23 protein-coding genes and 1 riboswitch are annotated in these 25,328 nt (G+C 71.1%); of the genes, 9 read left to right on the forward strand and 14 right to left on the reverse strand.

Going from position 1 to position 25,328, the window contains the following annotated elements; translation table 11 throughout:
- Window positions 1-101: 101 nt before the first annotated feature.
- Window positions 102-1,586 carry an amidase gene (locus ACH4D5_RS19945; protein ID WP_398304025.1) on the reverse strand — a complete coding sequence of 495 codons (1,485 nt, stop codon included), beginning with the start codon at window positions 1,584-1,586 and terminating at the stop codon, window positions 102-104.
- Between the two features lie 88 nt (window positions 1,587-1,674).
- Here ACH4D5_RS19945 and ACH4D5_RS19950 point away from each other — a divergent pair, with 88 nt between their 5' ends.
- Window positions 1,675-2,295, forward strand: a complete 621-nt coding sequence (locus ACH4D5_RS19950; RefSeq protein ID WP_398304027.1) for a TetR/AcrR family transcriptional regulator — start codon at window positions 1,675-1,677, stop codon at window positions 2,293-2,295.
- A gap of 33 nt (window positions 2,296-2,328) precedes the next feature.
- On the opposite strand, the gene ACH4D5_RS19955 is transcribed toward ACH4D5_RS19950, so the two are convergent.
- Window positions 2,329-2,703 (reverse strand): VOC family protein, encoded by a 375-nt coding sequence (locus ACH4D5_RS19955; RefSeq protein WP_398304029.1) that lies wholly within the window; start codon window positions 2,701-2,703, stop codon window positions 2,329-2,331.
- A 43-nt stretch (window positions 2,704-2,746) separates the two neighbouring features.
- A complete protein-coding gene (locus tag ACH4D5_RS19960; RefSeq protein ID WP_398304031.1) occupies window positions 2,747-3,805 on the reverse strand; it encodes a VWA domain-containing protein in 1,059 nt (352 codons plus the stop codon).
- 285 nt (window positions 3,806-4,090) lie between these two features.
- Between ACH4D5_RS19960 and ACH4D5_RS19965 the strand changes: the two genes are divergently transcribed.
- Window positions 4,091-6,829: a glycosyl hydrolase family 65 protein gene (locus tag ACH4D5_RS19965; RefSeq protein WP_398304033.1), complete on the forward strand. Its 2,739-nt coding sequence runs from the start codon at window positions 4,091-4,093 to the stop codon at window positions 6,827-6,829.
- Window positions 6,830-6,851: 22 nt separating this feature from the next.
- Here ACH4D5_RS19965 and ACH4D5_RS19970 read toward each other — a convergent pair whose 3' ends face one another.
- The 6 genes from ACH4D5_RS19970 to ACH4D5_RS19995 form a co-directional block, all read right to left on the reverse strand.
- The gene (locus ACH4D5_RS19970; RefSeq protein ID WP_398304035.1) at window positions 6,852-7,748 is read right to left on the reverse strand and encodes an alpha/beta hydrolase; all 897 of its coding nucleotides are present in this window, start codon (window positions 7,746-7,748) and stop codon (window positions 6,852-6,854) included.
- Window positions 7,749-7,796: 48 nt separating this feature from the next.
- Window positions 7,797-8,210, reverse strand: coding sequence for a hypothetical protein (locus tag ACH4D5_RS19975; protein ID WP_398304037.1), 414 nt, complete (start codon window positions 8,208-8,210; stop codon window positions 7,797-7,799).
- Window positions 8,211-8,372: 162 nt separating this feature from the next.
- Complete coding sequence (metE, locus tag ACH4D5_RS19980) at window positions 8,373-10,691, reverse strand: 5-methyltetrahydropteroyltriglutamate--homocysteine S-methyltransferase (RefSeq protein ID WP_398304039.1); 2,319 nt, start codon at window positions 10,689-10,691, stop codon at window positions 8,373-8,375.
- A 165-nt stretch (window positions 10,692-10,856) separates the two neighbouring features.
- Window positions 10,857-11,078, reverse strand: a riboswitch (cobalamin riboswitch).
- A gap of 91 nt (window positions 11,079-11,169) precedes the next feature.
- Window positions 11,170-11,967, reverse strand: coding sequence for a hypothetical protein (locus ACH4D5_RS19985; RefSeq protein WP_398304041.1), 798 nt, complete (start codon window positions 11,965-11,967; stop codon window positions 11,170-11,172).
- A 164-nt stretch (window positions 11,968-12,131) separates the two neighbouring features.
- Window positions 12,132-13,301, reverse strand: a complete 1,170-nt coding sequence (locus tag ACH4D5_RS19990) for a hypothetical protein (protein ID WP_398304043.1) — start codon at window positions 13,299-13,301, stop codon at window positions 12,132-12,134.
- A gap of 83 nt (window positions 13,302-13,384) precedes the next feature.
- Window positions 13,385-13,912, reverse strand: coding sequence for a GNAT family N-acetyltransferase (locus ACH4D5_RS19995; protein WP_398304045.1), 528 nt, complete (start codon window positions 13,910-13,912; stop codon window positions 13,385-13,387).
- A 91-nt stretch (window positions 13,913-14,003) separates the two neighbouring features.
- Here ACH4D5_RS19995 and ACH4D5_RS20000 point away from each other — a divergent pair, with 91 nt between their 5' ends.
- Entirely contained in the window at window positions 14,004-14,879 is an 876-nt protein-coding gene (locus tag ACH4D5_RS20000) for an LLM class flavin-dependent oxidoreductase (protein WP_398304047.1), read from the forward strand.
- A gap of 28 nt (window positions 14,880-14,907) precedes the next feature.
- Window positions 14,908-15,873, forward strand: a complete 966-nt coding sequence (locus tag ACH4D5_RS20005) for a LysR family transcriptional regulator (protein ID WP_398304049.1) — start codon at window positions 14,908-14,910, stop codon at window positions 15,871-15,873.
- Between the two features lie 25 nt (window positions 15,874-15,898).
- Here the strand turns inward: ACH4D5_RS20005 and ACH4D5_RS20010 are convergent, their stop codons facing one another.
- Together ACH4D5_RS20010 and ACH4D5_RS20015 are read right to left on the reverse strand one after the other, a co-directional pair.
- Window positions 15,899-16,558, reverse strand: coding sequence for a TetR/AcrR family transcriptional regulator (locus tag ACH4D5_RS20010; RefSeq protein ID WP_398304051.1), 660 nt, complete (start codon window positions 16,556-16,558; stop codon window positions 15,899-15,901).
- A gap of 54 nt (window positions 16,559-16,612) precedes the next feature.
- Window positions 16,613-17,554 carry an alpha/beta fold hydrolase gene (locus tag ACH4D5_RS20015; protein WP_398304053.1) on the reverse strand — a complete coding sequence of 314 codons (942 nt, stop codon included), beginning with the start codon at window positions 17,552-17,554 and terminating at the stop codon, window positions 16,613-16,615.
- A 152-nt stretch (window positions 17,555-17,706) separates the two neighbouring features.
- Here ACH4D5_RS20015 and ACH4D5_RS20020 point away from each other — a divergent pair, with 152 nt between their 5' ends.
- Together ACH4D5_RS20020 and ACH4D5_RS20025 are read left to right on the forward strand one after the other, a co-directional pair.
- Window positions 17,707-18,927, forward strand: a complete 1,221-nt coding sequence (locus ACH4D5_RS20020; protein WP_398304055.1) for an acyl-CoA dehydrogenase family protein — start codon at window positions 17,707-17,709, stop codon at window positions 18,925-18,927.
- Entirely contained in the window at window positions 18,924-19,676 is a 753-nt protein-coding gene (locus ACH4D5_RS20025) for an SDR family oxidoreductase (RefSeq protein WP_398304057.1), read from the forward strand. The genes ACH4D5_RS20020 and ACH4D5_RS20025 overlap by 4 nt, the downstream gene beginning before the upstream one ends.
- Before the next feature lie 61 nt (window positions 19,677-19,737).
- On the opposite strand, the gene ACH4D5_RS20030 is transcribed toward ACH4D5_RS20025, so the two are convergent.
- Both ACH4D5_RS20030 and ACH4D5_RS20035 read right to left on the reverse strand, forming a co-directional pair.
- A complete protein-coding gene (locus ACH4D5_RS20030) occupies window positions 19,738-20,304 on the reverse strand; it encodes an XRE family transcriptional regulator (protein ID WP_398304059.1) in 567 nt (188 codons plus the stop codon).
- A 160-nt stretch (window positions 20,305-20,464) separates the two neighbouring features.
- Window positions 20,465-21,409 (reverse strand): MBL fold metallo-hydrolase, encoded by a 945-nt coding sequence (locus tag ACH4D5_RS20035; RefSeq protein WP_398304061.1) that lies wholly within the window; start codon window positions 21,407-21,409, stop codon window positions 20,465-20,467.
- 182 nt (window positions 21,410-21,591) lie between these two features.
- Here ACH4D5_RS20035 and pstS point away from each other — a divergent pair, with 182 nt between their 5' ends.
- On the forward strand, window positions 21,592-22,743 hold the full coding sequence (gene pstS / locus ACH4D5_RS20040) for a phosphate ABC transporter substrate-binding protein PstS (protein WP_398304063.1): 1,152 nt from the start codon (window positions 21,592-21,594) through the stop codon (window positions 22,741-22,743).
- A 27-nt stretch (window positions 22,744-22,770) separates the two neighbouring features.
- Here pstS and ACH4D5_RS20045 read toward each other — a convergent pair whose 3' ends face one another.
- Window positions 22,771-24,003: a cytochrome P450 gene (locus ACH4D5_RS20045; protein ID WP_398304065.1), complete on the reverse strand. Its 1,233-nt coding sequence runs from the start codon at window positions 24,001-24,003 to the stop codon at window positions 22,771-22,773.
- 255 nt (window positions 24,004-24,258) lie between these two features.
- On the opposite strand from ACH4D5_RS20045, the gene ACH4D5_RS20050 reads away from it, so the two are divergent.
- Together ACH4D5_RS20050 and ACH4D5_RS20055 are read left to right on the forward strand one after the other, a co-directional pair.
- On the forward strand, window positions 24,259-24,570 hold the full coding sequence (locus ACH4D5_RS20050) for an SCO0607 family lipoprotein (protein WP_398304847.1): 312 nt from the start codon (window positions 24,259-24,261) through the stop codon (window positions 24,568-24,570).
- Between the two features lie 336 nt (window positions 24,571-24,906).
- Complete coding sequence (locus ACH4D5_RS20055; protein ID WP_398304067.1) at window positions 24,907-25,302, forward strand: ferredoxin; 396 nt, start codon at window positions 24,907-24,909, stop codon at window positions 25,300-25,302.
- Window positions 25,303-25,328 lie beyond the last annotated feature (26 nt).

Below are 25,328 nucleotides of genomic sequence, written 5' to 3' on the forward strand. Positions count from 1 at the left end.
CTCGGGGTGTACGTGCCCTCCTGGGTCCCCGGGGCGTGTCAGAACCGCGAATGCCCCGACTACCGGCTGGATCCCACACACAAGCACCCACCGGAATCCCGTCAGTGACCCGTGGTGTCGCCCGCCCACACCGCAGGGGTCCGGCCTGACCACGGGTCGGCCTGTTCGAGTTGTCCGGCGAGGCGGAAGAGGCGCCCTTCGAGCCCGTAACCGGCGGCGAACTGCATGCCTGTCGGGAGCCCGGTCCCGGCGTCGGCCGTCACCGGGACGGACATGGCGGGCGTGCCCGACACGTTGAACGCCATGGTGAACGGCGAACGGTCGTTGAGGCGGTCGATCCACCCGAGCCCGTCCAGCGCCTCCGCGCCCTCGGTGTAGGCGCCCAGAGGCATGGGAAGCTCCGGCACGGTCGGGGTGAGCAGTACGTCGTGGGTGTCGAAGTACCGTGCCAGGCTTCGGGCGACCCGGTTGCGGACCGCGAGAGCGGCGACGAACTGGGCGCCGCTGACCCGCTGCCCGTAGTGGTAGCCGGCGAGGGTCGCCGGTTCGAGCGTCGAGGAGTCGACGGGCCGGTCGAAGGCGGCGGCCAACTCGTCGACCGACGCTGCGAGGTTCGCCGTCATCAGCCGGGCGTTGGCCAGGACGAACTCCTCCCAGCCGACCCCGAGATCCACCGTCGCCTCTTCCACCTGATGCCCGAGGGATTCGAGGAGGCGCACGGTCCTAGAGAGCGCGTCGGCCACCGGCCCGCTGGTGCGGCGTCCGCCCCACGCCTGGGGGAGCACACCGATCCGCAGGGAACCCGGGTGGCGGGAGACTTCCTCCGCGTACGGCCGGGACGGCTCCTGGGCGAAGTAGGGGTCGCCCGGCTCCGGACCGCGGATCCGGTCGAGCAGCGCCGCGCTGTCGCGCACCGTGCGGCTGACACTGCCGTGCACGGCCAGGCCATTGAAGACCTCGTCGGCGTCGGGCCCCATGGAGACCCGGCCGCGGGTGGGCTTCAATCCGAAGAGGCCGTTGTAGGAGGCCGGGATGCGGAGGGAGCCCGCGGCGTCGGTGGCGTGCGCGATCGGGACCACACCGGCGGCGACGGCCGCGCCCGCGCCCCCGCTCGAACCGCCCGCGCTCAGCTCCACGTTCCACGGGTTCCGGGTCGGGCCGTACAGCTCCGGTTCCGTCGTGATGCTGTAGGCCATCTCCGGCGTCGCGGTACGCCCGAACGTCACGAGGCCCGCCCGCCGCAGACGCAGCATCAGCGAGGAATCGGCACCGGCGACGAGGCCGGCCGCGAGGCGGCTGCCCAACTCCATCCGCCTCCCGGCCATGGAGACTCCGATGTCCTTGATGAGAAAGGGAACCCCGGCGAGCGGCCCCGACGACGCGCTGCCACTGTCACTGCCGCTGTTCTTGGAGGGCTCGGGTTCGTCGTCGGTCGGCCAGGTCTCGACGATGGCGTTGAGTCGCGGGTTGACCGCCTCTGCGGCCTCGCGGGCGGCTGCCTCCAGCTCGACAGGCGTCACCTCGCCCTTGGCCACCAGCTCGGCGAGTCCGACCGCGTCGAAGCTCACGTACTCGGTCACTCTCATCTGTCACTCCCAGCGCAGCAAGCGATACCAGTGAGTACTGAACGATACCGATCGGTATCGCACGGGACGGATTGGTACCGTAGCAGACATGGCATCGACCGACAGAAGGCCCAGCAGGGTGGCCAAGCTGCCCCCTCGTGAGCGCATCCTCGACGCGGCGGAAGAGCTCTTTCAGAGCGAGGGGATCCGCCGGGTGGGCGTCCAGGCGATCGCCGAGCGGGCCGAGACCACCAAGATGGCGATCTACCGGCACTTCGAGACCAAGGACGCGCTGGTCGCGGAGTGGCTGCGGATCGTCGCCGCCGACTACCAGGCGGCCTTCGACCGGGTCGAGGCGGAACACCCCGGCAGGCCCAGGGAGCAGATCCTGGGCCTGGCCCGCTTCATCGCCGAGGGGCTGCCCTCGGTCTCGCACCGGGGCTGCCCGTTCATCAACTCCATCGCCGAACTGCCCGACCGCGCCCACCCCGCCCGGCGAGTGATCGAGGAGCACAAGGCCCGCCAGACCCGCAGGCTCGTCGGCATGTGCGCCGCGGCGGGGCTCCCCGACCCCGAGCAGGCCGCGGCCGCGATCACCTTCGTACTCGAAGGGGCGCAGGTCAGCACGCAGAACGGCAGCATCGACCAGGCGGGGGAGCGGCTGCTGAGGATCGTCGAGGGAATCATCGCCCAGCTCGTCGAGAAAGGACCGACTCGACGAGCTGGATGAGCTCGATGAGCTGGATGAGCTGGATGAGCTCGATCAGTTGGATCGGCAGATGCAGAAGGGGTGCCCCGCCGGATCGGTGAGAACCCGCGCCCTCGCGGCCTCGTGAGGCTGGTGATCCGGCTTCCCCGCACCCAACCCCAGCAGCCAGGCCTCGGCCTCGTCCAGGTCCTCCACGTCGAAGCAGAGGTGCAGCTGCTGAGGGACTGTCTGGCCGGGCCAGCTCGGGGCCCGGTAGCCGTCGACCCGCTGGAAGCCGATGAAGAGGCCGTCGTCGCGGTTGAGGCCCGCGAAGTCGGCGTCCGACTTCGGGTGCGGCGCGAAGCCGGTGGCCTGTTGATAGAACGCCGCCAACGCCAGTGGATCGGGGCAGTCGAGCGTTATCGCAGCCAACTTCATCTGCGGGGACATGGCACCTCCGGGGTGTGCGGGGAATTCAGGACTTTCAGAGCATTCAGAGCATGATGAGCAGACGCGTCTTCGGCTTGAGTTTCCTGTTCACCGAACGGCTCTGCACGTACACCTCCAGTTTGGGGTTGTTGCCCGCCTTCACGGAGACGGTTCCCTGAATTCCCGTGCCGAACAGAAGGCTGCGCGCGGCGTCGCCCGTATAGGCGCGGTCGGTGTCCTTCTCCACCACGATGACTTCCTTGTTCGGCTGCACCTGGGCCCGGGCGCCCAATTGGTAGTAGCACGCGCCGCGTTCGTACGTCACGCCCGGGTGTGAATTGACGAAGGGGCGGATCTCGACCTCCTGGTCGACCTTCAAGAGGCGGTATCTGTCGGCCGGAATCGGTTCGAGGTTCGCCCGCACCTCGTCCACCGATATGTCCTGGCCGACGGCGAACAGGTTCTTCGTGCCGCGCAGGCCCTGCTCCCGTCCGCGGAGGAAGCTGGTGGCGGCGGCGCGCACGGTGCCGATCGCCTCCTCGACGCCCTTCTGGGAGTCCGCGTCCCAGATGGCGATGTTGCCGGCGGGGAAGCCGTAGTTCTGGGCGGTCCGCTTGGCCAGGGAGTTCGGCACGAGGATCGCGGAGGTCCAGTGGCCGGGGAGCCCGCCCATCTTCGCCGTGATCCTGTCGAGCCAGGGGCCGAGGACGGTCATGTCACCGTCGTGCCGCCGGTCGCCTCCGGAGGCGTTCTCCTCGCCGTCCGTCACGACGATCTGGAGGAAGCTGTGCTCGCCGTACTCCTCCCAGATGTGGCCCAGGTCGTCCAGGGACTTCAAAGAAGCCTCGATGAGAGCCGTCGCTCCATTGTTGACGCGGTACAGGCCCCGCATGGACGGAAGATGCTTCACATCCATGTCCCAGACCAAATTCTCCACCCTGTGGTCGAAGGAGTAGAGGCTGATTCGCGTTTCGTGGCCGAGGCTGTCCGATTCGGCCTTCAGGCCCGCGACGAACTCGTCCACGACGCGGATGAGTTGGTTCTCGTGCGGACGCATGGAACCCGAACAGTCCACTACCAACGCGACGTGATTCACCTTGTGCTGGATCCTGTTTGCGGACATGTTTCTGCTCCCCCTCCGAAGCTCCCCGAGTGATGAGTTCACTCTATGGGGAGGCACTGACAACGGCCTTGGCGCTGTCCGGCCCGCTGCTCGTGCCGAGAGGGCCGCGACCGCAGCCCGGGCTCGGCTCCCAGGGCCGAAACGTCCCACCTCCACACCGCGCCCATGTCTCTCATGTCTTCGACACTTGACTGATAGTGCTCAACTATTGACGTGACTCGTTCAGGAAATTTATGGTCCCTGGACCTCGCAGGTGAACCAGAGTGACCAGAGTGACGGAGAACAATGACGTACTCCCTCGGTGCGCTGCCGCGTGCCGCCCGACTGACCGCGGTGCTGCTGGCCGGAGCCCTCGTCGCCTCGGTGCCGCCGGCCGCCTCCCAGCCGGCGCGGAGCGACAACGCCGCGGCCCCGGACTGCCGAGGCGGGAACGGCGACGGCTGGACGCTCACCACGACCACCCGCTCCGACGCCACGGACACCCACCACGCCTTCGTCGGCAACGGCTATCTGGGGCAGCGCGTGCCGCCGAACGGGGCCGGTTACGCCGACAGTGAGGCCAAGACCGGCTGGCCGCTGTTCACCCCGCGCTACGACGGCTCCTTCGTGTCCGGCCTGTACGCCCACAACAAGAAGACCGCCGAGGACCGGCAGGCCGTCGCCGCGCTGCCCACCTGGACCGCACTGACCCTCAGCACCGGCGGAGCCCACGCCGATACCTTCAACTCTTCGACGCCGTCCGGACGCATTTCCGACTACCGTCAGTCGCTCCACCTCGGCTGCGGTCTCGTCCGGACGTCGCTGACGTGGACCGCCGCCGACGGCCGCCGCACCGACCTCGTGTACGAGGTGCTCGCCGACCGCGCCAACCCGCACGTGGGCGCCGTACGCATGAGCATGACCCCGCACTGGAGCGGCAAGGCGACCGTCACCGACATGCTGGACGGGCGCGGCGCGCGGCGTGTTCAGCAGACCGGCGGCGGCGACCGCACCGGCGAGCACCGTGGCGGTGGCCGGACCGCACCGAGCATGGACGTGGCGTTCCGCACGGACGGCACGAAGGTCGACGGAGCCGTCGCCTCCACCCTGCGCGCCGGACGCGGAGCGCACGCCGCATCGACGCACAGGGCGGCCCGGGCCAAGGGGCTGACCGCACGTCAGGCGCTGGAGCTGCCGGTCCGGCGCGGGCAGTCGTACGACTTCACCAAGTACGTGGGCGTCGACACGGCCCTGACCTCACGCGCGCCGCGCCGGGACGCCACCGCCACCTCGCGGCGTGCCGCCGACCGCGGCTGGCAGGCCCTGCTCCGCTCCCACACCGCCGCCTGGTCGCGGCTCTGGCGCAGCGACATCGAGGTGCGCGGGCGGCGGGACATGCAGGCGTGGGTGCGGTCCGCGCAGTACGGGCTGCTCTCCAACACCCGCGAAGGTGCCGCCAACAGCATCGCTCCGGCAGGCCTGACCAGCGACAACTACGCGGGCCTCGTCTTCTGGGACGCCGAGACGTGGATGTACCCGGCCCTGCTCGCCACCCGGCCCGAACTCGCCAGATCCGTGGTCGACTACCGCTACCGGACCCGCGCGAAGGCCCGCGAGAACGCCCGCGAACTCGGCTACCGAGGGCTCTTCTACCCCTGGAACAGCGGCAGTTCGGGCGACCTGGCCAAGGAGTGCCACAGCGTGGACCCGCCCCACTGCCGCACCCAGATCCACCTCCAGTCCGACATCTCCCTGGCCACCTGGCAGTACTACCTGGCCACCAAGGACACCCGCTGGCTGCGCGAGCGCGGCTGGCCGGTGATGAAGGGCATCGCCGAGTTCTGGGCGGGCCGCGTCAGCCGCAACAAGGACGGCAGCTACTCGATCAAGGACACCGCGGGACCCGACGAGTACAGCAACGGCGTCGACGACGCGGTCTTCACCAACGCGGGTGCCGTGACCGCCCTGCGCCACGCCACCCGCGCCGCCGAACTGCTCGGCGAGCGGGCACCCGCCGAGTGGCAGACCGTCGCCGACCGCATCCGGATCCCGTACGACGAGCGCCGCAAGGTCTTCCAGCAGTACGACGGCTATGACGGCAGCACCATCAAGCAGGCCGACACGGTCCTCCTGATGTATCCGCTGGAGTGGCGGATGCCCGAGGGGGCGGCGGCCGCCACCCTCGACTACTACGCGCAGCGCACGGACCCGGACGGCCCCGCCATGACGGACTCGGTGCACGCCATCGACGCCGCAGGGATCGGTGAGCCCGGCTGTTCCACTTACACCTATCTGGAGCGTTCCATCAAGCCGTTCGTGCGCGGCCCGTTCGCCCAGTTCTCGGAGGCCCGCGGCGACAAGGCCGGCGCCGAGGACCCGCTGTCGGGCTCGCCCGCGCACGACTTCCTCACCGGCAAGGGCGGTTTCCTGCAGACCTTCACCAACGGCCTGACCGGCATGCGGATGCGGGAGAACCGTCTCCACCTCGACCCGATGCTCCCTCCGCAGCTCGACCGCGGTGTCACCCTGCGCGGACTGGCCTGGCAGGGACGCACGTACGACATCGAGCTCGGCGCCCACCGCACCACCGTGCGCCTCACCGGCGGTGCGCCGATGACGCTCGACACCCCGCAGGGCGAGCAGATCGTCAGCAAGGGTGCCCCGGCCGTCCTCAAGACCCGCCGCCCCGACCTGACACCCACCACCAACGCGGCGCGCTGCACCACCGCCACGGCCTCGTCCGAGCAGCCCGGCATGTACGCGGGGGCCGCCGTCGACGGGAGCTCCGCCACGGCCTGGGTCCCGGACGGGGCGCGCGGCCATCTGACGACGGACCTCACCAAGCCCGTCCGCGTCGACAAGGTCACCCCCACCTGGACCGGGACCGAGCCGGCCGCCCACACTGTCGAGCTCTCCCTCGACGGCCGCCACTGGCACCGCGCGGAGGCGGACGACGCGCGACTCGCGCGGTACGTCCGGGTGACGGTGCGCGGCGACGCGGGGGCGAAGAAGCACCCAGGGATCGCGGAGCTGACGGTGAACTAGCGGCTCGTCGGCAGGGCCGTACTCATCCGTGGGTGCGGCCCCGCCGTACGCCGAGACCTCTCCAGAACTCGCGGAGGGCGGCGGCGAGTTCGGCGGGGGCCTCCTCGGCCATGTGGTGGCCGGAGAGGATCGGGCCTCCGGCCAGCCGGTCGCCCGCCCAGTCGCGCCAGACGCTCAGCACGTCGCCGTAGAGATCGGTCATGTCGTCGCGGGTGGCCCACAGCACCTGGAGCGGACAGCTGATGCGCCGGCCCGCCTGCCGGTCGGCGTCGTCGTGCTCCCGGTCGACACCGAGCCCCGCCCGGTAGTCCTCGCACATGGCATGCACGGTGGCCGGGTCGTGGATCGCGCGCCTGTAGTCCTCGTAGGCTTCGGCGCCCATCGCCTCCGGAGTGGCCTTGTACCAGGCGTCGGGATCGGCGTTGATGACGCGCTCGGCGGGCTTGTCGGTCTGGCCGAGGAAGAACCAGTGCCACCAGCTCGCGGCGAACGTCGCGTCACAGCGCCGCAGGGCCTCCCCGATGGGGACGGCGTCCAGCACGCTGACGGCCGACACGGCCTCCGGATGGTCGAGGGCGAGGCGCGTCGCCACGTACGCGCCCCGGTCGTGCCCGACGACGGCGAACCGCTCGTGCCCGAGGCCGCGCATGACCTCCACGCAGTCCGCGGCCATGGCGCGCTTCGCGTACGGGCGGTGCCGCGGGTCGGTCGGGGGTTTCTCGGATGCGCCGTAGCCCCGAAGATCGGGGCAGACCACCGTGTGCCCCGCCGCGACGAGCAGGGGAGCCACGCGATGCCAGGTCGCGTGCGTGCGCGGATGGCCGTGCAGGAGCAGGACCGGGGGACCGTCGCCGCCGTGGCGCACCCGCAGCTCGACCCCGTCGCCCGCACGGCGCGTCAACGCGAAACCTTCGAACACGTGCACCTCCTGTGCCTCGAACCACGCAAGGGCGGTCCGAGTACCCCGTCAGCGCCGGTGTCCCAGCGGGCACAGAGCTCTCTCGCCGTCCGCGTCCCGCAGGTGCCAGTGCCGGGTGCAGTAAGGGACGTCGCACTCCGCGCAGAAGCCCGCGTCCCCTTTGAGGCCGGCCGTGTGGACGCGGGCGAAGGTGCGCGGGTAGCGGAAGGCGTCGCGGTAGCGGCGCGCGTCCTCGGCGGTGATGTTCTCACCGGCGCCGTTCGTGTACGCCTCGCTCTCCACGGTGAACCACCAGAGCGAGGGACTTCTCGAGGCGGCGTAGGCGGCGCGGCTCAGCGCGCTCCAGCGCGGCATGCTCACGGGCTCCATGCCGGGAGGCGTGAACTCCAGGTGGGCGACGCGCGCTTTGCACACGGCGCAGGCCACGTACAGGACGAACAGGAGGGAGGGAACTTGTCTCATGGCGTCCGGCCTTGGAAGTGGGGCGGGGAGTGCTGTCCGGCTGAACGCATCCTTCCACAGTGCAACGCGCTGCCGAGCGCGAAGGAACATCCCTGTGCCGGCGTGCCCTGCCGGGCGGGAGCACGCCGCTCCCGCCCGGTTCCGTCACACCGCGTCAGGCCGTCAGGAGCCGGTCAGCTCCGCACGGACCGTCCTGGCCGCCGCGACCAGGTTCTCCAGGGAGGACCGGGTCTCGGGCCAGCCGCGCGTCTTCAGGCCGCAGTCGGGATTGACCCAGAGCCGTTCGGCCGGGATGGCGTCGAGTCCCTTGCGCAGCAGGGCCGCCGCCTCCTCGGCGCTCGGCACGCGCGGGGAGTGGATGTCGTACACGCCGGGGCCCGCCTCGCGCGGATATCCGTGGGCGGCGAGTTCGCGCGCGACCTGCATGTGGGAGCGGGCCGCCTCCAAACTGATGACGTCGGCGTCGAGGTCGTCGATCGCCTGGACGACGTCCCCGAACTCGGCGTAGCACATGTGTGTGTGGATCTGCGTGTCCGGACGGACCCCGCCGGTGGTGAGACGGAACGACTCCGTGGCCCAGGCGAGGTAGGCGGGGTGGTCGGCGGCGCGCAGCGGCAGCGTCTCGCGCAGCGCGGGCTCGTCGACCTGGATGACCGAGGTCCCGGCCGCCTCCAGGTCGTTGACCTCGTCGCGCAGGGCGAGCGCCACCTGGCGGGCGGTGTCGCCGAGCGGCTGGTCGTCGCGGACGAAGGACCAGGCGAGCATGGTGACGGGCCCGGTGAGCATGCCCTTGACGGGACGGTCCGTCAGGGACTGGGCGTACGTCGTCCAGCGCACCGTCATCGGCTCGGGCCGCGAGATGTCACCGGCGAGGATCGGCGGCCGCACATAGCGGGTGCCGTACGACTGGACCCAGCCGTGCTGCGTGGCGAGGTAGCCCGTGAGCTGTTCGGCGAAGTACTGCACCATGTCGTTGCGCTCGGGCTCGCCGTGCACGAGGACGTCGATGCCCGCCTTCTCCTGGAAGGAGATGACTTCCTGGATCTCGGCCCTGATGCGCTCTTCGTACCCCGCGCTGTCGAGCCGTCCGGCCCGCAGGTCGGCGCGGGCGGCCCGCAGTTCACCGGTCTGCGGGAAGGAGCCGATGGTCGTCGTCGGCAGGAGGGGGAGGCGGAGGGTGGCGCGCTGGGCCGCAGCCCGCTCCGCGTACGGCTGGGAGCGCCGTGCGTCGGCATCGGTGACGGCTTCGGTACGGGCGCGGACGGCCGGGTCGCGGGTGATGGGGGAGCCCGCCCGCGACGCCAGGTCGGCGCGGTTCGCGGCGAGTTGGGTGGAGATCGTGTGCGTGCCCCGCGCCAGGCCCCTGGCGAGAGTCACGATCTCGGAGGTCTTCTGGCGGGCGAAGGCCAGCCAGCGCAGGATCTGCGGCTCGATGTCACGTTCGAGGGCCGTGTCGATGGGGACGTGGAGGAGCGAGCAGGAGGCGGCCACGTCGACCCGGTCGGCGAGTCCGAGCAGGGTGCCGAGCGTGGCCAGGGACTGCTCCAGGTCGTTGACCCAGATGTTGCGGCCGTTGACGACACCGGCGACGAGCCGCTTGCCGGGCAGGCCGCCCACGGCGGCGAGCGCGTCGAGGTTGGCGGCGGCCGCCCCGGTGAAGTCGAGGGCGAGGCCGTCGACCGGGGCCTTGGCGAGCACCGGCAGTGCGTCGCCGAGCCGGTCGAAGTACGAGGCGACAAGGAGCTTGGGGCGGTCGGTGAGGGCTCCCAGGTCGCGGTAGGCGCGCTCGGCCGCGTTCAGTTCGGCCGGCGTGCGGTCCTGGACGAGGGCGGGCTCGTCGAGCTGGACCCATTCGGCACCCGCCGCGCGCAGGTCCGCGAGGACTTCGGCGTACACCGGCAGGAGACGGTCGAGGAGGGTGAGCGGGTCGAAGTCGGGGGCCACCCCGGGCGCGGGCTTGGCGAGCAGCAGGTAGGTGACAGGGCCGACGAGGACGGGCCGGGCCGCAAGGCCGAGCGCCCGGGCCTCCTTGAACTCGGTGACCTGCTTGGTGGAGTCGGCGCTGAACACCGTGCCAGGACCCAACTCGGGCACCAGGTAGTGGTAGTTCGTGTCGAACCACTTCGTCATCTCCAGCGGCGCCACGTCCTGCGTGCCGCGCGCCATCGCGAAGTAGCCGTCGAGCGTGTTCGTCTCGACCGCGGCGCGGTGCCGTTCGGGGACGGCGCCGACCATGACGGTGGTGTCCAGGACGTGGTCGTAGTACGAGAAGTCGCCGGTCGGGACTTCGCCGATGCCGGCGTCGGCGAGTTCCTGCCAGTTCGCGCGGCGGAGGTCGGCGGCGGCGGTACGGAGGGCGTCGGCGGTGACGCGGCCCTTCCAGTAGCCCTCGATCGCCTTCTTCAGTTCGCGGTTGCGGCCCTGGCGGGGGTAGCCGTACACGGTGGCCCGTGCTGCCGCGGCTGCGGGCTTGGTGGTCACGGAGATCTCCTTCGCGAGATGAATCCCTGAGATCCCGGGGACGGGACGAGAGCGCGAAGGGGCGACCGACCGGACGGGGGAGGGATCGCGCGGGTGGCGCGGCCGTCCGTCCGATGTGTGCGCCGACCCGCCCTCGAGGTCACCGGGATATCCGCGCCCGAAACGGTTCGCGCGCGGACAGCGGGCAGGTCTTCGGACTCGCGGGCACATCCTCACGGGGGAGGACGCCTACTGGCCGTCGCTTCCCAGGACCGGTCTCCGGTCCCAGTGCGTGTGACGGCGGTCGTTCCCGCTCACCGCTGCGGGGCAGTCCCGGATTCCCACCGGGTTCCCTCTTGCGACGCTCCCGCCTGGCGGACGGGGCGAACCAGCTGCGCTGATCACTTTACGACGCCGTCCACCGGTGGGCCGGGTCACGGCAGGATCCGAAAAGTGAGGTGCGACACGCGGTGCCATACGCGTCGCCCCACCGGATGGGCTAGCCCCGGCACTCCTGTGCCCGGCGGCCGGTCCCGCTGAGCAGGTCGACGCGTTGTCCCGGGCCCTCCTTGAGGACGTAGAGGGTGCCGTCCTCGGGCGTCCAGTAGCGGGGGACGAGGAAGACGCGGTCTCCGGAGACGTGGAACAGCCGCAGCCCGCCGTACTCGTACGCGTACTGGCTGCCTTTGTCGGTGACGCGACGGAAGCAGCTGCCGCCGCCGCGGATCATCAGATCCTTCTCGCTGAAGACGGCGACAGCCGGGAAGTCGCTGAGCAGGATCCGCTCGGTCAGCTCCGCCCGGCCGCGGCCCGCGATCGCCGCGTACGTCGACACGGCCCAGAACAGCGACAGGACGCAGATGAAGAGGGTGAGCCCCCAGAGCCGCAGGTCCCGGCGGTCACGGGTGCGGGCGTACGCGTTGAGCGCGAAGCCGGCGATCGCGGTGAGCGGCAGCAACAGGTCGAACAGCCAGGGGTTGAGCGGATACAGCGGTACGAGGGCGAGGGGCACCGCCCACGCGAACCGCAGCACGCGCACGGCGCGGGCGAGCCGCTCCGGTGCGCCCGCCGCCCAGCGCAGCAGTCCGAGCGTGCCGAGCGCGACGCCCGCCGCGAACCAGGCGGGGAGGTAGAGGGCTCCGACGCTGCGCAACAGGTAGTCGCTGGTCGAGAAGTGGAAGACGGTGTCGCGCAGGCCGAGGGCCTTGGTCTCGGCGTCGGTGCTCGCCCAGCCGAAGTAGAAGAGGACCGCGGTCAGGAGGGTGACGAGGGAGCCGATGGCGCCGACCAGCTCCAACCAGCCGATGGGGGGTGGGGAGGGGGCCGGGGACGGGGACGGGGCCGGATCCGGGACCGGATCAGGAGCCGGGGTGGGCTCCGGTGCGGGGGCGGGCCGGGGTGTCGGCTCAGGGTCGCCGGGCGGTGCCGGTTCGGGTTCCGGTCGTGGCTCCGGAGGCTCACTCATCGGGACAGCGCGTCGGACGTGGGCGAGGCGGAGGCGGGTGATCCGGAGGAGGGCGAGGGAGGCTGCGGGACGCCGCTCCAGTCGAGGGTGAACGCCGCCCGCTTCGTCACCGTGGCGCCGCTCTTCGTCACGAGCGTCACGTCGATGGCCGTCGGGCGCCGCCCCTCAAAACGGTCGGCTCCCGGAAGGTCCACCGATACCGTCCCGTCCTTGCAGCACCTCGCCTTGTCGTCCTCGTCGCCGAAGGGCTCCAGGGAGATCGGGTTCGTCAGCTCCGCGGCGCGCAGTTCCACGGTGGCCGGCGCGTCGGGCCACGTGCCGTAGAAGCCGATCGACGAGCCCGGCGCGACGCTCGCGTCCGTGGCGGAGATCTTGTTGCCGCACGCTGCGGCGCCCGCCGGGGCGGGGCGCAACACCACTTGTTCGGCGGGGTGGCGTTGGTAGTAGGCGACGAAGCGTTGCAGGACCGCCAAGGCGTCCCCGTCCTTGCACAACTGGTCGGTGTTCGCGGGCCGGTACCCGGCCGCGCGCAGCCCCGCTTCGGCCTTCGCCGCGATGTCCAGCCCCTGCCTCTCGCCCTGGGCGGCCTTGCAGATCCCGGCAAGCCCCTCGATGACCTTCCAGGACTGCGGGGTCGCCGAGCCGTCGGGCTGCCTGCCGGGGTCGGTCGCGGCCTCGTACGCCTGACGGCACTCGCCGCGCTGGAGCAGGTCGTACGCGCTGTCCGGCTCGAGTACCTCGTCGGTGTTCGGCGACTTGGGCCCCCACGGGAGCCAGCCGGGCGGCTTCCCGTTCCCGCGGTTTCCGCCGCCGTCCCGGTCACCGTCGCCGCCCTGGTTTCCGTTCGTGCCGCCGTTCGTGCCGCCGTCCCTGCCACCGGTCTGCCAGGACCCGTCCGTCGATCCGCCCGGGGATCCGTCCGAGGGCCCACCCGTTGTCCCGCCCGTCGTGTCGCCCCCGCCCGTGGTGCCCGTGCCACCGCCGACGGTGCCCGTATCCGTACCGGTGCTCCCGCCCGCGGAGCTTCCGCCGCCTCCCCGCGCCCCTCCGTCGGGCGACGCGACTCCCCGTATCCCGAAGAACAACCCCACCACCAGGACGAACCCGATGACGGCAAAGGCCCATACCGGCATCTGAAAGGCGCCGGGACCGGAGCGGACAGCCATGGCGACACCCCCGTTTCGCCTCCCTCTCATCATGCTGCGGAGGGGCGGCGACCGGTATCCCTTTGACGGCGCCCGGCCCGTTTTCAGGGGCGCCAGTACAGCGCTGGGTCGGGGTGGTCGACGAAACCGAGGTCCCGGTACAGCGGTTCCCCTTCGGCCGATGCGTACAGGTCGACGCGAGAGGCCCGCTGCGCGCGGAACCAGTCGAGCAGTGCCCGCATGATCGCGCGGCTGTGGCCGCGCCGGCGGTACGCGGGGTCGGTGACCACGCCGATCACGTGGCCGACCCGGCCGTTGCGGTTGTGGGGGCCGGGGAACCACTGTTCAACGGTGCCGATGCCGCAGGCGGCGAGGCCGTGTTCGCCGTCCACGACGACGATGCGCGCGTCGTCCGCCGTCAGCTTCTCCTTCAGCACTGCGGCGAGGTCGTGGCGCCAGTCGTCCCCTTCTGCCGAGGGGTTGAAGTACTCCCCGCCAAGGGTCTCGAAGAGCAGTGCGCGCAGGCGTACGAGTTCGGGGAGGTCGGCCTCGACGGCCTGACGAACGCCGGTGGTGGGCATGGTGAGTTGGCCGTGGGACCGGCCGGTGATCTGTTCGGTGGGCTGGCTCATGGCGATCAGCCTCAGGTAAGGGTCTTGTGCATCACAACCCTTACCGGGTACGGCTGTTGATCTCAGGTGAGGAGCGGGATAGGAAGGCGTCATGACGACTCTCGGCGTGGTGTTCCGTCCCCAGCTTCCCCCCGAGCGCCTGCGTGCCATGGTGCGCACGGCCGAGGACGCGGGCCTCGACGAGCTGTGGCTCTGGGAGGACTGCTTCCTGGAGAGCGGCATCGCGACCGCGGCCGCCGCCCTCGCGTGGTCCGAGCGGCTGCGGGTGGGGGTCGGCCTGCTGCCCGTGCCGCTGCGTAACGTCGCCCTCACCACGATGGAGGCGGCCACGCTGCACCGGCTGTTCCCGGGCCGCGTCATGCTCGGCGTCGGGCACGGGGTGCAGGACTGGATGGGGCAGGTGGGCGCGCGGGCCGAGTCGCCGCTGACCCTGTTGCGCGAGCATCTCGACGCGATGCGCGCCTTGCTGGCGGGCGAGCGCGTCACGACGCGGGGGCGGTACGTCCACCTCGACGACGTCGCGCTCGACTGGCCGCCCGCGTCGGCCCCCGCGGTTTACGCCGGTGCGCGCGGCCCTCGCTCGGTGCGGCTCACCGGAGAGGCCGCCGACGGCACCGTCCTGGACGCGAGCACGGCCCCCGAAGGGGTGCGCCGGGCCCGGCAACTCATCGCGGAGGGGCGGGAGTCGGCCGGACGCGACGGAGCGCACCCCGTGGTGGTCTACCTCCTCACCGCGACCGGGCCCGACGCCGAGGCCCGGCTCCGTGCCGAGCAGCGGAGCGGAGGCCTGGACGGGGTGGCCGGTCTCGGAGCCGCCGGGGACGCCGAGGCCGTCGCGAAGGCGGTCCGGCAGCTGACCGAGGCGGGCGCCGACACGGTCGTCCTGCAGCCCACCGCCGACGAACCGGACCCGGAAGGGTTCATCCGCTTCGTCACGGAAGACGTGCGCCCCCTGGTCACCCCTTGACCTCCCGCCCACCCGTAACCTCCTGAGCATGGGAAAGAGGAATGGGAATGCCGGGGGAGAGCCCGCGGAGGAGACCCCGGGCGGTGTGCCGGGCGCCGCGCCGCTCGACCTGAATCAGCTGCGCACGTTCCTGGCGGTCTACCGCTCCGGGTCCTTCACGGCGGCCGCACGTCTCCTGGGCCTGTCGCAGCCCACCGTCACCGCGCAGATCCGCTCCCTGGAGCGACAGCTCGACCGGGAGCTGTTCGAGCGGCTGCCGCGCGGCGCGGCCCCCGCCCCCTTCGCCGACGAGCTGGCGTCCCGCATCGTCGACCCCTTGGACGCCCTCGCGGAGGTCGCGGGCCACGGCGGCGACGGCTCCGCCGAGCCGGTCCACGTGGCGGGCCCTGCGGAGCTCCTCTCGCACTGTGTGCTGCCCCGCCTCGCCCCGCTGGTGGAGAAGGGCGTGCTGCTGCGGATCGCGACCGGTCTGACGGAGGAGCTCCTGGAGGAGATGCGGGCGGGCCGGCACGACCTGCTGATCGCCACGACCCGGCCCCGCGGCCGGGCGCTGGCCGCCGTCCCCCTGGCCGACGAGGAGTTCGTCCTGGTCACCTCGGCGGCCTGGGCGGAGCGGATCGGCGGGCCCGCCCGCATCGCCACCGACGGGCCCGCGGCGCTGCACGGCGTCCCCCTGGTGGCGTACGCCGAGGACCTGCCCATCGTCCGCCGCTACTGGCGGCACGTCTTCGGCAAGCGCCTGGTCTGCAAGCCCGCCGTCACCATGCCCGACCTGCGCGCGGTCAAGGGCGCCGTCGTCGGCGGCGTCGGCTTCAGCGTGCTGCCACGCTATCTGTGCCTCGACGAACTGGCGTCGGGGGCCCTGGTCCTGCTGAACGACCCGGACGACCCGCCCATCAACACCGGCTATCTCGTCCAGCGGCCGGGTTCCTCGGACAACCCGCACGTCGCCCTGGTCAGGAACCACCTGCTGGAGTCCGCGCGCGGCTGGTGACGAGGAGCGGGGAAGCCGTCGTCGGTCAGGTCCCGGGCGGTGCCGGGTCCCGCAGCCGCAGACCGTTCGCCCAGATGGTGTTGAGTGTCGTGACGAGCCGCTCGTACGGGATGCGCTGCCCGAGCACGAAGACCATGTAGGCCATGCGGCTCACCATCACGGACAGGGCGTGCGCGGTGATGAGCGGATCCAGCTCGGTGTCGGCCTGGCCGCTCTCCTGGAGGGTCCGGATCAGCTTGGCGTTGCGCCGGGCGAAGGCGTTGCCCCGCTCGATGCGCAACGCCATGAACTGCTCGTCGACCTGCGCGACTTGCTCGAACAGCGCCATGAGGCGGGCGTTCTTCTTGTACGCGCGCAGGTACTCGCGGTTCGACGCGTCGATGAGCTCGCGGGGATCGGTGATGCCGGTGCGCTCGCGCAGGTGCGGGTGGAGCATCTCCTCCTGCACCTGCTCGACGAGCGCCTGGAAGATCTCTTCCTTGCTGTTGAAGTACGTGTAGAACGACCCGGAGGCGACGTGCGCCGCCTTGGAGATGTCCGTGATGCGGGCGTCCAGGTACCCGTCGCGCTCGAAGACCTCGCGTGCGGCGGCGATCAGGGCGTTGCGCGTCCTGACGCCGCGGGCGCTGCGGGGCGTGATCGGTTGCTTCTGGCCGCCGTCTGCGGCCGGGGCCTGGGCAGCCACTGCGATCCATTCACTGTCGGTCGAAACTGTACGTATCGGTGGCAGCGGATGCTATCAGCCGACCGCCGAGAGGAAGTCGAGGAGAGCGGCGTTCACCTCGTCGGGACGCTGCTGCTGGATCCAGTGGCCGGCGCCGTCGAGCACGATGTGGCCGCGCTGATCGGTCAGCATCCGGTCGAGATCCTTCGCGGGCATGAACTCGCCGACAGGGTCCTTGGAACCCGTGACGAACAGCGAGGGCTGCGTGACGCGCCGGTCTGCGAGGTGCTCGGTGAGCTCCCAGTTGCGGTCGAGGTTGCGGTAGTAGTTCAGGCCGCCGGTGAACCCGGTCCGCTCGAACGTGTCGACGTAGTAGGCGAGTTCCTCGTCGTCGAGCCACGGCGGGGGCGGCGACTGCTCGTCCTCCTGCTCGGACCAGCGGGCGGAGTAGATCTCCCTCGCGGTGAGTGTCCTGCGTACGTTCCGGCTCAGGGCCGCGTCCGCGACGCCGGGCTCCTGGAACCACACCATGTAGAAGTCGTCGCCGAGGCGCTTGCGCAGGATCGGCAGCGGCGGCACCGGCGGCCGCGGCGACACCGGCACGCTCATCCCGGCCACCGCGCGCACCCGCTCCGGGTGGGCCAGGGCCAGCTGCCACACGACCATGGCACCCCAGTCGTGCCCCACGAAGACGGCGTCGTCCGCGCCCACGTCGTCGAGCACCGCGGTCAGGTCGCCGCAGAGCGTCAGGATGTCGTACGCGTCGATGTCGGCGGGGCGGGAGCTCCCGCCGTAGCCCCGCATGTCGGGGGCGAGGACGCGGTACCCCGCCCGCGCCAGCGCGAAGATCTGGTGCCGCCAGGAGAACGCCAGCTCGGGAAAGCCGTGGCACAGCACCACGGGGGGCTTGCCCGGTCGTGCGTCGCCGTGGTCGAAGACGCGGAGGGTGACGTCGCCGGAGGTGACCTCGCGCGTCGCGACGCGCTCCCACTCGGCGATCGGGATGTGTGTCGGCATGTGCGGAACCTCCGTCAAAACCAGCGAACTTGACGTTGGATTCAAACATACAGGCACCCCTCGGACGGCGGCACGACACTCTTGAAGTTGAACCCGGATTCAATTACGTTGGCGGCATCCGAGCGGGCGATGGCGCAATGGGAGGACGACGCGTGTTCGACGTGACCGACAGGGCCAAGGAGTACCAGGAGCGGCTGCTCGCCTTCATGGCCGAGCACGTCTACCCCGCCGAGGCGGTGTACGAGGCACAGATGGCGGAGTCGGGCGATCCGCACTTCCACCCGCCGGTCCTGGAAGAGCTCAAGGCCGAGGCGAGGAAGCAGGGCCTGTGGAACCTCTTCCACCCGCATCCGGAGTGGGGCCCCGGCCTGACCAACCTGGAGTACGCGACGCTGGCCGAGATCATGGGCCGCAGCGCGCACCTCGCCCCCGAGGCCACCAACTGCAACGCCCCGGACACCGGCAACATGGAGGTCCTCACGCTCTTCGGCACCGAGGAGCACAAGGAGAAGTGGCTGAAGCCGCTGCTCGCCGGTGAGATCGCGTCCGCGTTCGCGATGACCGAGCCCGCCGTCGCCAGCTCGGACGCCCGCAACATCGAGATGCGGATGGTCCGCGACGGCGACGAGTACGTCCTCAACGGCCGCAAATGGTGGACCTCCAACGCCCTGCACAAGAACTGCCGGGTGCTCATCGTGATGGGCAAGACCGACCCCGACGGGCCGAGCCACCGGCAGCAGAGCATGATGGTCGTCCCGCTCGACACCCCGGGCGTCACGGTCCTGCGCAACCTGCCGGTCTTCGGCTACCAGGACCGCGAGGGCCACGCCGAGGTGCTCTTCGAGGACGTACGCGTCCCCAGTACCGCCCTGCTCGCGGGCGAGGGCGACGGTTTCATGATCAGTCAGGCGAGGCTCGGGCCCGGCCGCATCCACCACTGCATGCGCACCATCGGCATGGCCGAGCGCGCCCTCGACCTGATGATCGACCGTGCCCAGTCGCGCACGACGTTCGGCGCGCCGCTCGCCGACAGGGCCAACATCCAGGACTGGATCGCCGAATCCCGCGTCGAGATCGACATGGCGCGGCTGCTCACCCTGAAGGCCGCACACCTGATGGACACCGTCGGCAACAAGGAAGCCCGCACGGAGATCGCCGCCATCAAGATCGCCGCGCCCGAGGTCGCGCTGAAGGTCGTCGACCGGGCGATCCAGGTGCACGGCGGCGGGGGCGTCAGCGACGACTTCCCGCTCGCGAGCATGTACGCCCATCTGCGCACCCTGCGCCTCGCCGACGGCCCCGACGAGGTGCACAAGCGCACCATCGCGCTGCGCGAGCTGCGGCGCCGCGAGACCGAGCGGAACGCGCGATGAGCGGCCCGCTGGACGGCAGGGTCGCCGTCGTTACCGGCGCGTCACGCGGCATCGGCCTCGCGGCGGCCGCCGCCCTGCGCGACCGCGGAGCGCAGGTCGTGATCACCTCGCGCAGCGAGGAACGCGCGAAGGAGGCCGCAGCCCAACTGGGCGGAAGTGTCGCCGGGTTCGGCGCCCACGCCACCGACGAGGCTGCCGCGCGCGCCTGCGTGGACCACGCCGTCGCGACGTACGGCAGCCTCGACATCCTGGTCAACAACGCCGGGACGAACCCCGCGTACGGCCCGGTCATCGACCAGGACCACGGGCGCTTCGCCAAGACGATGGACGTCAACCTGTGGGCGCCGATCCTGTGGACCTCGCTCGCGGTGAAGGCGTGGATGGGGGAGCACGGCGGGTCCGTCGTCAACACCGCCTCCATCGGCGGGCTCTCGGTCGCCCAGGACGTCGGGATCTACCACGTCTCCAAGGCCGCGCTCATCCACCTCACCAAGCAACTCGCCCTGGAACTCGGCCCGAAGGTCCGGGTGAACGCCATCGCACCCGGCGTCGTCCGCACCAGACTGGCCGAGGCGCTCTGGCAGGAGAACGAGGCGCGGGTCGCCGCGGCCACCCCGCTCGGCCGCATCGGCGAACCGGAGGATCTGGGGGAGGCCGTGGCGTTCCTCGCGGGCGACGGCGCACGGTGGATCACCGGCGAGACGCTCGTCGTGGACGGCGGGCAGCTCCTCGGGGGCGGGCCGTTGTGAGCCACCCATGACGGCCGGCGGACGCCCCGAATCGACGCGCGTGCTCACGCCACCGGGCGTCTCAACTCCTTGACGTGACAGGAGTAGTTGCGAGCGCGTCCCGACGCGATGACGCGTGTCCGGCTCGCAGGGGCGGGGGCTGTTGAGGACGGACCGTGCCCGGCCGGAACCGCATCATCACGAACCGCGCGTCGATGTCCGGGAGGGGGTTCGCGGCAGTCACGATCACCCAGCCCGGCCCGTGCGCGGCGTGGTCGACCCGGCGCACGGCTCCGTCGGGGTGCACGGCGCGCGAGGCCGCCGTCGCCAGGTAGATGGGCCCGGCGACGGGGTCGAACCGGACGTCGCTGGCCAGCTCGACGAGTTCGGGGTCGGCCGGGTGGTCCGTGACGGCCTGCCGGAGCGCCGGGCAGGCTCCCCGCGCCCAGTCCTCGGCCCAGTTCAGCAGCGTGCCCTCACGGGCCCGGTCGTCCAGCAGCATCCACCGCATGATGTTGGACGGCGCCCGGCCGTCCGGGAAGAGGCCTTCGAACTCGGCGTTGCACGCCACGACGTTCCAGCGCCGGTCGGCGATGTAGGCCATCGAACCCGTGACTCCCTCGACGACCGTCCGCCAGACCCCATGCATCGGCGCCCACCCCTGTAAGTCCTGCCCGTCCGGCTGCACTTGTCGTTCCCCTCGCATCACATCGTGTCGGCCCCCGTGCGATCACAGCTCGTCCGGACAAGCGTAGCCAGCGCCGGCCGACAACGGAGGCGGGGCTTCCGAGTGGCCGACGGACGGTGGACTACTGGTACACCCAGGCCGCAGCTCGGCCGGCGAGGTCGAGCACACCGGGCGGCGACGAGTCGCCCCGAAGGTGGCTGTACTCGAGGGCGGTCACGATCATGAGGCGCTCGGGCATTCCCAGGTGCGGGTAGAAGTCCCGTTGGGTCAGGTCCTCCATCGCCTTCTCCGCCGTCATCCCCGCCTCGAAGCGCAGCCGGATCTCGCGCTGCACGGTACGGAGGTAGACGAGGTGCTCTTCGAGCCCGGCCCGATCGGTGCGCGGCCCGTGGCCGGGAATGACGACCCGCGGGTTGAAGCCGAGGACGAGCTCGCACGCCTCGATGATGTTCTGCAGCGGCCCCGCCCAGTGCGGGGGGTGGTCGCCGTGGAAGAAGACGTCGCCGGTGCAGACGACGTCCCCGACGCGGGCCACGAGGTCGCCGGCGTGGTGCGCGGGCCCCACCTCGTGCAGCTCCACCTCCTTGTCTCCCACGGTGAACGCGTACCGGCCGGAGAAGGTCAGGGTGGGCTCGGTGAGCCGGGCCGACGTGAAGTCGAAGACGCCGAAGTGCTCGCGCAGGTACCGGCCCAGAGGGGTGTCGGGCGGCGACTCCTGCACGAGTGCGTGCATCTGTTGCGGGGTCGGCTCGTGGTGGAGGTGGTCGCTCGCCGCGCGGGTGGCGACGATCTCCGCTCCGGGGAACAGGTGGTTGCCGAAGGTGTGGTCCCCGTTCGCGTGCGTGTTGACCACGGTCCGCACGGTCCGGTCGCCGAGCCGGGGCCGGGCCGCGGCGATCATCGCCTCGGTCAGCCGGCCGTCGTAAGGGGTGTCGACGACTGCCGCCTCGGAGCCGGAGACGATCCATAGGCAGTTCGCGTATCCCCAACGGCCCGCGCCGTCAGGAGCCCAGAGGAAGAGCCCGTCGGCGCCGGGTACGGGAGTGAGCTGGTCGGGTAAGTTCATGCGGACATTGTGTACCAAGTGACCGTATGACCTCACACTGCGTCATGTTCAGCCTACCGATCGACCTCCGTACCACGGGGTGTCGCCCGATGTTCGCTCTGGATTTACCCGGCGATGTCGTGGATCGGCGAGCATCTGAGGTCCGGTTGAGATCCATTTCGCGGTACCCCGAGGGGACAACGTTGCAACGCCCACGTCCAGGACGTACGTACCAAGGAGGGAGAGCGCGCACCGCGGTCTCCCTGACGGCTCTGCTGTCGCTGTCACTGACGGGATGCGGTGTCCTCGGGGACGGCGGTGACGACGGGGGCGGGGCGTCGTCCGCCGGTGCCGCCGCCGTCGCGGGGATCGACTGTGCCGCCACGGGCAAGGTCCAGGGGACCGGGTCGAGCGCCCAGCAGAACGCGATGAAGTACTGGATCAAGCACTATCAGGCCGCGTGCCCGGGCGTGCGGATCGCGTACAACCCGATCGGGTCCGGTGCGGGCGGCGCGCAGTTCCTGCGGGGCGCCACCGCGTTCGGCGGTTCCGACAGCGCGCTGAAGCCCGACGAGGTCGAGCGCTCGAAGGCTGTCTGCCGGGGCGGGCGGGCCATCGACCTGCCCATGGTCGGCGGCCCCATCGCGATCGGCTACGACGTGCCCGGCGTGACCGACCTCGTGCTGGACGCCCCGACCCTCGCCAAGATCTTCGACCGGAAGATCACCGCGTGGGACGACCCGGCGATCCGGCGCCTCAACCCGGGCGCCGAGCTGCCCGCCATGCCCATCCGCCCCGTGCACCGGTCCGACGACTCGGGCACCACGCAGAACTTCCAGGCCTATCTCGCGGGCGCGGCCCCCGCCGCCTGGCCCCACCCGGTGGGCAAGGCCTGGCAGGGCACGGGCGGCGCCTCCGCGAGCGGGTCCAGCGGTGTCGCCTCCGCGGTGACCTCCGGCTTCGGCGCGATCGGCTACTTCGAGCTGTCCTTCGCGCGGGCTCGTCAGATAAAGACCGTGAGCATCGACACGGGGGCGCCCGCGCCGGTCGCACCGACACCCGGGTCGGCCTCGGCCGGCATCGCGGCCGCCGCCCGCGTCGCGGGCGAGGGCAAGGACATGAAGCTGAAGTTCCGTTACGGCGCCTCGACTCCGGGCGCGTATCCGATCGTCCAGGTCACCTACGAGATCGTGTGCGACAAGGGGAACCACAAGGAGACCCTGCCCGCGCTCAAGTCCTTCCTGACCTACACCGCGAGCAAGGCGGGACAGAAGGACCTGTCCCGGCTGAACTACGCGCCGCTGCCGGAGTCCGTCGCCGGCCAGGTGCGCGACGTGGTGCGCACCCTCTCCTGACGCACACGCTCGGTGCCGGGCCGGCGCCTACGAAGCGTCCCAGGTGACGGGGAGTTCGTGCACCCCGAAGATGTTCATGCCCTCGCGCAGCGGTACGTCCTCGGGCGCGACCGCGAGGCGCAGGGTCGGGAAGCGGGTGACGAGGGCGGGGAAGGCCACCCGCATCTCGACGCGGGCCAGCTGCTGGCCCAGGCACTGGTGGGCGCCGTGGCCGAAGCCCAGATGTCCGCCTGCCTTGCGGTGCAGGTCGAGCACGTCGGGGTCGGGGAACCTCGCCGGGTCGCGGTTGGCGGCCTCCATCGACACGGCGACGGACTCGCCCTTCCTGATCAGCTCGCCCTCCACCTCGACGTCCTCCAGCGCGGCGCGCACCCCGGTCTGCGCGATGGTCGCGTACCGCATGAGCTCCTCGACGGCCCGGTCGGCGAGTTCGGGCTCGGCGCGCAGGGCGGTGAGCTGGTCCGGGTGGGTCAGCAGGGCGAAGGTGCCGAGGGCGATCATGTTGGCGGTGGTGTCGAGCCCCGCGCCCAGCAGGAAGCCGCCGATGCCGGTGAGTTCCTCGTCGGTGAGGTCGCTGTCGGTCAGATCGCTGAGCAGGTCGTCGGTGGGGGCGGCGCGCTTTCGCAGGACGAGTTCCCGCATGTACTCCTCGATCGCGGTCATGGCCGCGTAGCGCTCCTCCTCGGTGGAACTCAGCGTCATGGCCGTCTCGGTGTGCCGTTGGAACAGGTCCTGGTCGGCGTAGGGCACGCCGAGCAGCTCGCAGATCATGAGGGCGGGGATGGGCCGCGCGTACGCCTGCACCAGGTCGAGGACAGGCCCCTGTCGCTCCATGGCGTCGAGGTGGTCGGTGCTGATCCGCTCGACCCGTTCCGTGAGCAGCCGCATGCGGCGCACGGTGAACTTGCCCGCGAGCAGCCGCCGGTAGCGGGTGTGCTCGGGTGCGTCGATGCCCGTGAGGTCTCCCGTGGGGGCGGGCGGCAGCTCACCGGTGAACCCCATGGCCATGGGCATGTGCAGCAGTTCGTAGCGCGAGCTGAAGCGCGGGTCGCTCAAGACCGCACGGGCGGCGGAGTGCCCGGTGGCCAGCCAGCCCAGGTGCCCGTCGGGGTAGCGCAGCCGTGTGAGCGGCCGCTCCCGGCACAGCCGCGTCAGTTCGGCGGGCGGGTCGAAAGGACAGCCCTCGGCGCGGGACGTCGGAAAGCTGCCGACAGGTGTGTGCGAGCTGCTGACGGAATCGGTCGACAAATCGTTCTGCATCGGTGTTCCCCTCCGGTACGAAGCGCTGTGACGTCAGCATGGCACATGAAGTGGCACATGAGTGACGCCATATCGAGCCAGTGTGGCTCACGGTGGCGCATCGGCTGCACACGCCGGTCTGAGTACTCGTACTCATGAACACTCCACGCGGCTCCCGCAAGCTGGTCGTACAGAGTCGAAGTGATCGTGGAGAGGGAGCCAGCCGTGGGTGGCAGCATGCGAGTCCGTCCGGTGTCGCGAGTGCGTCCGCGTCCGATGTCGCGGGCGACGGGCGGCCGATCCGCGCGATCCCTTGTCGGGCTCGCGCTGGCGGGCGCGACGGCCGCCGCGCTGCTGACCGGCTGCTCCGCGGAGGACGCGATCTGCGGCGGCGGGGAGTATCCGGTCCTGCGGGTCGGCGGCAGCGGATCCGCGTGCCAGCCCGACGGGGAGGAGCCGCCGAAGGGCTACGCCCGCTACCCGGAGGGCAAGGTTCCCGAGCATGTGGGGGACAAGTGGGACACGTACTGGAGCGACCACACGCTCGACAAGAACGGAAAGATCATCAAACTGAAGGAAGGCCAGTGACCGGACGGTGGCTCGCGGGGCGCGCCCGGACCGAGGAAATCGGAACGCATTCCGACGTGTGGGTGTGAGCGCCTCCTCAGCGGGCACTCGACTGTTGGGCCCCGCCGTGTCTCCCCCGTCGCGGCGGGGCCTTCCTCGTCTTCGCGCCTTCTGTGGGCACCTGGATCCAGCGTCGGCTCGTGCCCGACGACAAGCTGGACCTCGTACGACCACGCCGACCGTTCCCGCAAGCGGCTCCGCGGCATCGAGCGGCCACGGCCGCGGCCCCGCATCGGTACGGCTGGTTTCATCCGGCACGTGGCGGCTACCCGTGCGGGACCGAAGGGAGGGGTCCCCGTGACAGCCACGCCCGTGCCCGCAGCCCCGCCGACGAAGCAGCGGGAGGAGCTGAGCCACCAGGACCTCGTCCGGTATCTGGAGGACCGCTTCGCCTGCGCCCAGGCCTGCGACGACTGCGTGCGCGCCTGCGCCGTGCGCCAGGGCCCGGCCGAGTGCGGGGACGGGCCCCGGCTCAACACCGCCTGCGCGGACGTGTGCGACGCGACCTCCCGCATCCTCGCCGAACAGCCCGACCAGGACGAGCAGCGGATGCGCATGCAGGTCGAGTGGTGCCGCGAGATCTGTCTCCAGTGCGCCTCCCTCTGCGACCTCGACTCCACATCGGCCCGCTGCGCCGACGCCTGCCGCCGCTGCGCGAAGGCGTGCGACGACTTCCTGACCACACTGGGCTGAGCACTTCCTGACCACACCGGCCTGAG

This window comes from Streptomyces sp. NPDC018029 (assembly GCF_044327655.1).
GTDB lineage: Bacteria > Actinomycetota > Actinomycetes > Streptomycetales > Streptomycetaceae > Streptomyces.